7 protein-coding genes are annotated in these 8292 nt (G+C 63.3%); 2 read left to right on the forward strand and 5 right to left on the reverse strand.

Annotation, left to right across the window (positions count from 1 at the left end; genetic code table 11):
• Positions 1 to 29 precede the first annotated feature (29 nt).
• A complete protein-coding gene (locus tag EN969_RS07855) occupies positions 30 to 1250 on the reverse strand; it encodes a lytic murein transglycosylase (RefSeq protein ID WP_013529721.1) in 1221 nt (406 codons plus the stop codon).
• Between the two features lie 209 nt (positions 1251 to 1459).
• Here EN969_RS07855 and galU point away from each other — a divergent pair, with 209 nt between their 5' ends.
• Complete coding sequence (gene galU / locus EN969_RS07860; RefSeq protein ID WP_013529722.1) at positions 1460 to 2365, forward strand: UTP--glucose-1-phosphate uridylyltransferase GalU; 906 nt, start codon at positions 1460 to 1462, stop codon at positions 2363 to 2365.
• A 39-nt stretch (positions 2366 to 2404) separates the two neighbouring features.
• On the opposite strand, the gene EN969_RS07865 is transcribed toward galU, so the two are convergent.
• Positions 2405 to 4195: an outer membrane beta-barrel protein gene (locus tag EN969_RS07865; protein ID WP_063168948.1), complete on the reverse strand. Its 1791-nt coding sequence runs from the start codon at positions 4193 to 4195 to the stop codon at positions 2405 to 2407.
• A 237-nt stretch (positions 4196 to 4432) separates the two neighbouring features.
• Between EN969_RS07865 and EN969_RS07870 the strand changes: the two genes are divergently transcribed.
• The gene (locus tag EN969_RS07870) at positions 4433 to 5434 is read left to right on the forward strand and encodes a KpsF/GutQ family sugar-phosphate isomerase (protein WP_024502733.1); all 1002 of its coding nucleotides are present in this window, start codon (positions 4433 to 4435) and stop codon (positions 5432 to 5434) included.
• A gap of 4 nt (positions 5435 to 5438) precedes the next feature.
• Here the strand turns inward: EN969_RS07870 and EN969_RS07875 are convergent, their stop codons facing one another.
• The 3 genes from EN969_RS07875 to EN969_RS07885 form a co-directional block, all read right to left on the reverse strand.
• On the reverse strand, positions 5439 to 5903 hold the full coding sequence (locus EN969_RS07875; RefSeq protein WP_013529725.1) for an NfeD family protein: 465 nt from the start codon (positions 5901 to 5903) through the stop codon (positions 5439 to 5441).
• 11 nt (positions 5904 to 5914) lie between these two features.
• On the reverse strand, positions 5915 to 6865 hold the full coding sequence (locus tag EN969_RS07880; RefSeq protein ID WP_013529726.1) for an SPFH domain-containing protein: 951 nt from the start codon (positions 6863 to 6865) through the stop codon (positions 5915 to 5917).
• 119 nt (positions 6866 to 6984) lie between these two features.
• The gene (locus EN969_RS07885) at positions 6985 to 8196 is read right to left on the reverse strand and encodes an FAD-binding oxidoreductase (RefSeq protein ID WP_063168947.1); all 1212 of its coding nucleotides are present in this window, start codon (positions 8194 to 8196) and stop codon (positions 6985 to 6987) included.
• Between the last annotated feature and the right edge of the window lie 96 nt (positions 8197 to 8292).

The raw sequence follows: 8292 nt of genomic DNA on the forward strand, positions 1-8292 counted from the left end.
TGGAAGGCCGCGCGGCACCGCAGGCGGCTCTATTTCTGCCGGAGCCACTTCAGCACTTCCATGCTCGGATAGCCGTCCTGGGTCAAGCCGGCCTTGGCCTGGAAGGCCATGATGGCAGTCTTCGAGCCGTCGCCGATCTTGCCGTCGAACTTGCCGTCGTAAAGGCCATGCTGGGAAAGCCGCTTCTGCAGCTCCTGTCTTTCCTCGAAAGTAAGCTTGGTGAAAGGCCGCTTCCAGTCCTGCACCAGACCGCTCGAGCCGGCGATTTCGTCGGCAAGAAGGCCGACGGCCAGCGCATATTTGTCGGCGTTGTTGTAGGCCTTGATGACCGTGAAATTCTTGATCATCAGGAAGGCCGGCCCGCTGCGGCCGTCCGGCACCTTCAGCGTCGCCTTGTCGGAGCCGTTCTTGAACGGCTTGCCGTTGGCCCTGGCGACGCCGAGCGCCTGCCACTGCGACAGCGTCTTGGAACCGCCGGGAAGTTTTCCGGCTGGCAAGGCGACCTCATAGCCCCAGGTCTTGCCGGCCTGCCAGCCATTCTTCTTCAACAAATTGGCTGATGTCGCCAGCGCATCGGGGATCGAATTCCAGATGTCTCGCTTGCCATTGCCGTCCATGTCCACGGCATAGTGCAGATAGCTGGTCGGGATGAACTGGGTGTGGCCCATGGCGCCGGCCCAGGATCCGCTCAGATGGCTTTCGTCGATGTCGCCGGTCTGCAGGATCTTCAGCGCGGCGATCAGCTGTGTGCGGGCGAATTTCGCCCGCTTCGGATCGGCGTAGGCCAAGGTCGCCAGCGAGCGCACGACGTTGCGCATGATGTCGTCGCGCTTGAGGATCTCGCCATAATTCGATTCCATCGACCAGATGGCCAGCAGGATGTAACGGTCGACGCCGAACCTGGCCTCGATCCGATCCAGCCACGGCTTCCATTTCCTGGCCATCTGCTGGCCGACGGCGACGGACTGATCATGGACGCGGTTGTCGAAATAGTCCCAGGCAGGGGCCGTGAATTCAGGCTGCGTGCGCGCCTTTTCCAGCACCACGGGATCGATATCCCTGATGTTCCTGAAGGCCTGGTCGTATAGGGCGCCGGAAACGCCGCTCTGCACGGCGGTGGCGCGGAAGCCGGCGACCCATTGCCGGAAACCGGCATCGGCGAAAGCGGGGCCAGGCATCAGCAGAGCGAGCGATAGGCTGGCTGCCGCCATGACGCTGGTAAAAATTTTTGCGGCATTGCGAACGGACATCTTTTCCTCCTTCTCTGTCTCAGGAAAGACCATTCATCGCCGAACCAGGTTAGGAATTAGTTTACCATAGGTGCCACCGGGAACGAAAAGACGCTTCGAAGCTTTACCGGTGGACGCTCCCCTCAGTTTCCCAGTAATCCCCAATTCCGGCGTGAAAATGTCTTGAAACGGGGATTGCGGAGCTGGCCCTCAAACGGATAATTGAAAGCATGAAGAGAGTTCGCAAGGCAGTCTTCCCGGTCGCCGGCCTCGGCACACGGTTTCTTCCGGCCACCAAGGCTGTCCCCAAGGAAATGCTGACCGTCGTCGACCGGCCGGTGATCCAGTATGTGGTGGATGAGGCGCGCGAGGCCGGCATCGAGCATTTCATCTTCGTCACCGGTCGCAACAAGGCCGTCATCGAGGACCATTTCGACATCCAGTTCGAACTCTATGACACGCTGGCCCAGCGCGGCAAGGACGACCAGCTCGCCCGCCTGCAGCGGCTGCAGCCGGCGCCGGGGCAGACCAGTTTCACACGCCAGCAGGTGCCGATGGGACTTGGCCACGCCGTCTGGTGCGCCCGCGAGCTCGTCGGCGACGAGCCCTTCGCGCTTTTGTTGCCCGACATGATCATGCAGTCGGAGAAGAGCTGCACGAAGGCAATGGTCGAGCTCTACGAGGAGACCGGCAACAACATCATCGCGGTGCAGGAATGCGATCCCGCCGAAACCCACAAATACGGCATCGTCGGCCGCGGCGAGGACACGCATCACGGCTTCCGTATCACCGAGATGGTGGAAAAGCCGAAGGCCGGCACCGCGCCGTCCAACCTCTACATCAACGGCCGCTACATCCTGCAGCCGGAGATCTTCAAGATCCTAGAAGGTCAGGAAAAAGGCGCCGGCAACGAGATCCAGCTCACCGACGCCATGCTGAAGCTGGAAAAGCAGCAGCCTTTCTACGGCTACCACTATCGAGGCCGCACGTTCGACTGCGGATCGCCGGAGGGTTTTGTCGAGGCCAATGTCGCCTTCGCGCTGTGGCGCAGCGACATGAACGAGAACATGGCGGGCGTCATCCGCACGCTTCTCGACGAGCTGAAGCCGTCAGAGCGCCGTGGTGCTGCGTTTTAAACATCCTAGCGAGCGGCCGGATGTCGTTGGTGCGGCCGTTCAGCGCTGCACCTTGACGCCGAGGAAGATGCTGTTGGCGGTGTAGTCCCGGCCCGGCAGGTTGCTGGTCAGTTTCTCGCTCCTCACTCTTGTGGTCAGGCCGGCGTAGCGGTTCAGCCACCAGGTCAGGCCGGCCTCGGCGCTCAACACCCTGTCATGGCCGTCGATGCCGATGTAATCACGCCAGTCGAGACCCAGAGCCGCGTTGGCGGTGAGGTTGGCGCGAATCTGGCGTTCGCCTGTCAGGCGACCGGAATAGAGGATGTCGCCGCTCTCGCCCGATGTGGTCGTGGGCTCGACGGTGGTCCGCCCGGTCAGGCCGATTATGGTGCCGCGCTCGGGTGACCATTTGAGGTCGGCGTTGACGGTGGCACCCGAGATCGCATCGAGGTTTTTGTCGTCGATCGCTTCCCTGAGCCAGCCGGCCGAGAATTCGCCCGACAGCTTCTCACCCATGTCGAGTGCAAGGCCGGCGCGGGCGCCGAGTCGCGTCGACGAGCGCTCGAAGCCTTCATTGTCGATGCGTTGATCATAGGTCCGGCGGCCGACCTCGATTTCGGTGAAGGGGGTCAGGGCAGGGGAGATCTCGTAGCCGGTGCGCAACGTCGCCGTGTAGAGCGTCGAGTCCTGATCCTTCTGCGACAGCGAGGTGCCGTCCGATAGCTTGGCGTCGCCGTAGAAGTCGTGCGAGACCGCGCCGGTCAAGGTGTACTGCATCTTGCCGAGATGCTTTTCGACGGCCAGGCTGCCATCGATGGTCTGCCGCAGCGGCTGCTTGCTGACGCCGGCAATGGCGTCCGGCGATGATGCCGATTCCGGCACGGCCTCGTAGCCGAGCTTGGCGATGGCGCGCAAACCATTGTCGAGGTCGACATTGAGCTGGCCTTCGATGCGGCCTTGCTCGTCGTGAACCGGGTAACCCGAGACGGTCTCGCGAAAAAGGCCATAGCCGTCGATCGTAGCGGAGTTCTCGCGCCAGTCGGAGGCGGCGGAAAAGCGCAGCGCCGTCTCGGACAGCAGCGCCGACTTGCCTGCACTGCTCGAATCGCCGTTCGAGGTGGCGGTCAGGCCCTGTTCGATCGTCGGCCGGATGACGAAGGAGCCCCATTTGACGCCGGTGGCGGCAAACGGATCATCCTCCAGCTTCTTCTTCTGGCCTTCGATGGCGTCCGTACGCTCCGCTCCTGGGTCGAGCTTCTGCCTGTCGGCGCTGTCGATGGTGAGTGCGCGGCGGTTGGCCGTGTCCGCATCGGTCTCTGCGGCATCGGTGGCGTCCGGCGTGGAGGCGGTCGTGGAAGCGGTGATGTCGGAGGTGTCGGCCGTCGATTTCTTCTTCTTTTTCGACTTGTCGGCAGCCTTGTCCTTGGCTTGGTCAGCCGCATTCTGCCTGGCGGCCGATGAGCGGCGGCGCGGCTTGGGCGGCGCCGCAGTGTCGACGGACGTGTCGTCAGTGGCTGCCGGCGGGTCAAAGAGGCTGCCGGTCGCGGTGGCGTCGCCAGTGTCAGCGTCGTCAGGCACGGCACCGGCGCTGGCCGGCAGATAGGTGCGGGCCGGCGCGTTGTCCTGCGCGGCGTTGGCCGGCTGTTGACCCTGCGCTGCCAAGGCCAGCTGTCTCGCCTTGCGCTGCTGGTCGGACAGGATCGCCGATTCCGAAACTTCGCCGCGCAGTTCGGTTTCCTGGGCATGGAGCGCCGTTGGGCGCAGCAAGGCAAACATGCTGGTTGCCAGCAGCAAGGCGCAGACCGCCTTGCCCCCACGTCCCGTCGAATTTTCTGGCTGGACCCCGGACATCGCCACCACTGCTTGCGCGGCGCACGCGCGCCATACTTACCGAACCGTAAATGGGGATGGTTAACGGAGGGTTGAGGCAGCGGCCCGTCAGCTGCCTGAAGCGCTGATTTCCAAAGGGATTCATACCGCGTGCGTTTTCTCGCCTGCCGTCGTCTGAACCACCGCACACGTTCGGGCGATATGCCTGGGGCCATTTCCGTTGGACAGCGCGCCGGCAAAGCGCTAATCGCATCAGCCATGCATGCGGGATCCCTGGATAAGAAGCCTTTGGACAGGCAAGCCTCGATCGCTTCGGCGCTGAGGACGGTGGCGACAGAACAGGCCGGTGTCGCAGCCCTCGCCGAGGCGCTGGAGAATGGGCTGGCCGCGCCTTTCGCCCAGGCGGTCGAGATGATCTCGGGGATTGAAGGCCGGCTCATCGTCACCGGCGTCGGCAAAAGCGGCCATATCGGTTCGAAGATCGCCGCGACGCTGGCCTCGACCGGCACGCCGGCTTTCTTTGTCCATCCCGCCGAAGCCAACCACGGCGATCTCGGCATGATCGCCAGGGACGACGCCATCATCGCCATGTCGTGGTCGGGCGAAAGCAAGGAACTGATGGGCATCGTCGCCTATTCCAGGCGCTTTTCCATTCCGCTGATCGCCATCACCGCCGGAGAGACATCGGCGCTGGCGCGGGCGGCGGACGTGGTGCTGCTTTTGCCGCGCGCTCCGGAGGCCTGTCCGCATGGCCTGGCGCCAACGACATCGACGCTGCTGCAACTGGTGATGGGCGACGCGCTGGCGATCGCGCTGCTCGAAGCACGCGGCTTCACGCCGGACCATTTCCGCACCTTTCACCCGGGCGGCCAGCTCGGCGCCAATTTGACGCAGATCCGCGAGATCATGCATGTCGGCGACAGGCTGCCGCTGGTGGTTGCGGGCACCGGCATGCAGGACGCGATCCTGGAACTGTCGCGCAAAGGGTTTGGCTGCGTCGCGATCACCGATGTCGACGGTGCGCTGGTCGGCATCATCACCGATGGCGACATCCGCCGTCACATCGGCAGCAATCTGCTGGCGATGACGGTGGATCAGGTGATGACAAGAGGTCCGAAGACCGCGACGCCGGACACGCTGGTGGCAACGGCGCTGCAGACGATCAACAATTCAGCCATCACCAGCCTGATGGTGGTGGAGGGCCGGAAACCAGTCGGCCTCATCCACCTGCATGATCTGCTGCGTATCGGCGCCGCCTGAACGTTCAGACCGCCTCGACGGTCAGTTCCAGATCCGTATCGGCCGCACCCGTCACGCGCACTTGCGTGCCGGCCGGCAGGTCAGGGCCGGAGACACGCCACAGTGTGTCGCCCAGCTTGATGCGGCCGCGCCCGTCACGGATCGGTTCGGCAAGTGTCGCCATCCTGCCGACCATCTGCGCGCCGCGCCGGTTGAGCAGCGGCTGATCGGTCGGGTCGTTGCGGCTGCCGACCAGCTTCTTGCCGACATAGGCCGAGACCAGCGACAGCGCCAGGAAGGCGAGGACCTGGACCTGCCATGTCCAGAAGCCGGTGTCCCAGATCAGCAGCGACACAGCGCCGATGATCAGCGCGGCGATGCCGATCCACAGCATGAAGATACCCGGCGCGATGATTTCCATCACCAGCAGGACGAAACCGAGAACCATCCAGTTCCACGGGCCGAGTTCGGAAACGATGCGGTCGATCATTGGTTTCGACCTCAGTTGTCGGTTGGGCGAACGACCGGCGGGCGCGCGGCCTGCCTCTGCGAGCCGGTCGTGCCCTCGCTGCGGAAGACTTCCTTGGCGATCTCGCCAATGCCGCCGAGCGAACCGATCAGCGACGATGCCTCGAAGGGCATCAGCACGATCTTGCTGTTGGTCGCAGTGCCGATCTTGCCCAACGCTTCGGTGTATTTCTGGGCAACGAAGTAGTTCAGCGCCTGCACATCGCCTTTGGAGATCGCTTCCGACACAACCTGGGTGGCGCGGGCCTCCGCCTCGGCCGAACGTTCGCGCGCCTCGGCATCGCGGAAGGCGGCTTCCTTGCGGCCTTCGGCCTCGAGGATCTGCGACTGCTTGAGGCCTTCGGCGGCAAGGATCTGGGCGCGCTTGTTGCGTTCCGCGGTCATCTGCCGGCCCATCGATTCGATAAGGTTGGCCGGCGGGTTGATGTCCTTGATTTCGACGCGGGTGATCTTGATGCCCCACGGGTGGGCCGCTTCGTCGACGACGCGCAGCAGGCGCTCGTTGATGGCGTCGCGGTTCGACAGGAGTTCATCGAGATCCATCGAACCCATGACGGTACGGATGTTGGTCATCGTCAAATTGAGGATGGCGTTCTGCAGGCCGGAAACCTGGTAGGCGGCCTGAGCGGCGTTGAGGATCTGGAAAAAGGCGATGCCGTCGACACCGACAATGGCGTTGTCGCGGGTGATGATTTCCTGGCTTGGAACGTCGAGCACCTGCTCCATCATGTTCATCTTGGCGCCGATGCGGTCGATGAACGGGTAAATGAAATTGAGACCCGGGCTCAGTGTCTTGGTGTAACGGCCAAAGCGCTCCACCGTATAGTTGTAGCCTTGCGGGATTGTCCTGATGCCTTTGATCAGCAGCACCAATACCAGAAGGGCAAGTGCACCAACCGCAATATCGAAACCACTGAAATCCATTTGGCTCTCCCTCAGACGAAGGCCGCACAAGCCATTCTCGCGCGGCCGACTTCACCAAAGACTTAAGTGTGTTTCAGATGCGTTACAATCAGGTGATGACGGATTGTTTGCGGGTGCGATCAGCGGTTGAAGGCAAACAATCTTGCATCCGTGTCCTCCAGCCCGTTGATCGAAGCCGGGACAATCTCGGAAGCGATCTGCGAGAAGGTGATGCCGTTGCCGCCGTAGCCCATCACTGCATAGATGCGCGGGTGGCGGGGAATGGCGCCGATATAGGGCAGGCCGGTGGTTGTGGTGCCGAACGAACCGGTCCAGGCAAAATCGGGCCTGGTGTCGAGATGCGGAAATACCAGGCCGAGCTCCTCGGCGATGCGTGTGCTCTTGTCGGCGATCAGCTCGTCGCGCCGCGCTTCGTCGACAAAATCCTCGTCCTCGCCGCCGCAAATGACCCGGCCGTCGATCGTCGTGCGCATATACAGATACGGCTCCGACGCTTCCCAGATGAACGCTGCGTCCGGCCAGAGCTTTCGCGGTTGCGGGCATGTTGCGATCGCCCATGTCGAGATGATCCGGTGGGCCGCGGCCGGCACGATCTCCACAAGTTCGTAGCCGGTGGCCAGAACAACATGTCGCGCGGTTATGGTCGGGCCATCCCTGGTCGCGACGACAACAGCTTCGGCGCTATCCTCGATCACTGTCGCGTCGACGGGGGCGTAGAAGCGAGCCTTGCGCTGAAGGGATTTCAGCAGCAGCCCAGCCGTCAGCTTACGCGGGTCGAGCGCGATGTTGCCGTGGCTGAGAATGGCGCCTTCGCGGTCGATGCCGAATGTCTCCGCCAGCGGCGCCGGCGTCAGATAGGTCGCGGCGATGCCGGCTAGCCGCCGTGCCTTGGCCTCGTCGCGCAGTTCCGACGGACCAAGTATCGTGCCAGACAGATAGAGCGACGGCGCCCGGCTCAGGCCACAGTTGATGCCGAGTTCGGCGATGCGTCCGGCGAGATTGGAGACGGCGAGCCGCGAGCGCCGCCAGGCCTGCTGCGCCGAGGCTCTGCCGACCATCTTCGAGAGCGTGGAGAGAGGCTGGTCTATTTCGAATGCCACCAGTGCGGTGGTTGCGGCCGTCGAGCCCTTCAGCGGACCGCGCCGGTCGATACAGATCACCCGATGGCCATCGGCCGTCAGCGCCTCGGCCATCATGGCGCCGCTGATGCCCATGCCGACGACCAGCACATCTGCCTTGACGTCCCGGACCAGGCCGTCCGTCGGCACCGCAGGCGCGCGATAGGCTGACCAGACGGGCTGGCCAGTTCTGAGGTCGAGTTTGCGGGACATCGCATTCTCCGGCGGCGCGCCTTAACGCCCCGGAGCTTGTGTTGTTCCGGAGTTAGAGCGGCGAGCTGCTCTAACTCCCGTTGACGAAATTCCCAA

Source organism: Mesorhizobium sp. M7A.F.Ca.CA.003.01.2.1 (assembly GCF_003998945.1).
GTDB lineage: Bacteria > Pseudomonadota > Alphaproteobacteria > Rhizobiales > Rhizobiaceae > Mesorhizobium > Mesorhizobium ciceri.

Excerpts from the sequence above, each read along its gene's own strand:
- EN969_RS07875 (WP_013529725.1), bottom strand. The coding sequence starts at position 5,903 with ATGATCGACCGCATCGTTTCCGAACTCGGCCCGTGGAACTGGATGGTT.
- EN969_RS07880 (WP_013529726.1), bottom strand. The coding sequence starts at position 6,865 with ATGGATTTCAGTGGTTTCGATATTGCGGTTGGTGCACTTGCCCTTCTG.
- EN969_RS07865 (WP_063168948.1), bottom strand. The coding sequence starts at position 4,195 with ATGTCCGGGGTCCAGCCAGAAAATTCGACGGGACGTGGGGGCAAGGCG.
- EN969_RS07885 (WP_063168947.1), bottom strand. The coding sequence starts at position 8,196 with ATGTCCCGCAAACTCGACCTCAGAACTGGCCAGCCCGTCTGGTCAGCC.
- galU (WP_013529722.1), top strand. The coding sequence starts at position 1,460 with ATGAAGAGAGTTCGCAAGGCAGTCTTCCCGGTCGCCGGCCTCGGCACA.
- EN969_RS07855 (WP_013529721.1), bottom strand. The coding sequence starts at position 1,250 with ATGTCCGTTCGCAATGCCGCAAAAATTTTTACCAGCGTCATGGCGGCA.
- EN969_RS07870 (WP_024502733.1), top strand. The coding sequence starts at position 4,433 with ATGCATGCGGGATCCCTGGATAAGAAGCCTTTGGACAGGCAAGCCTCG.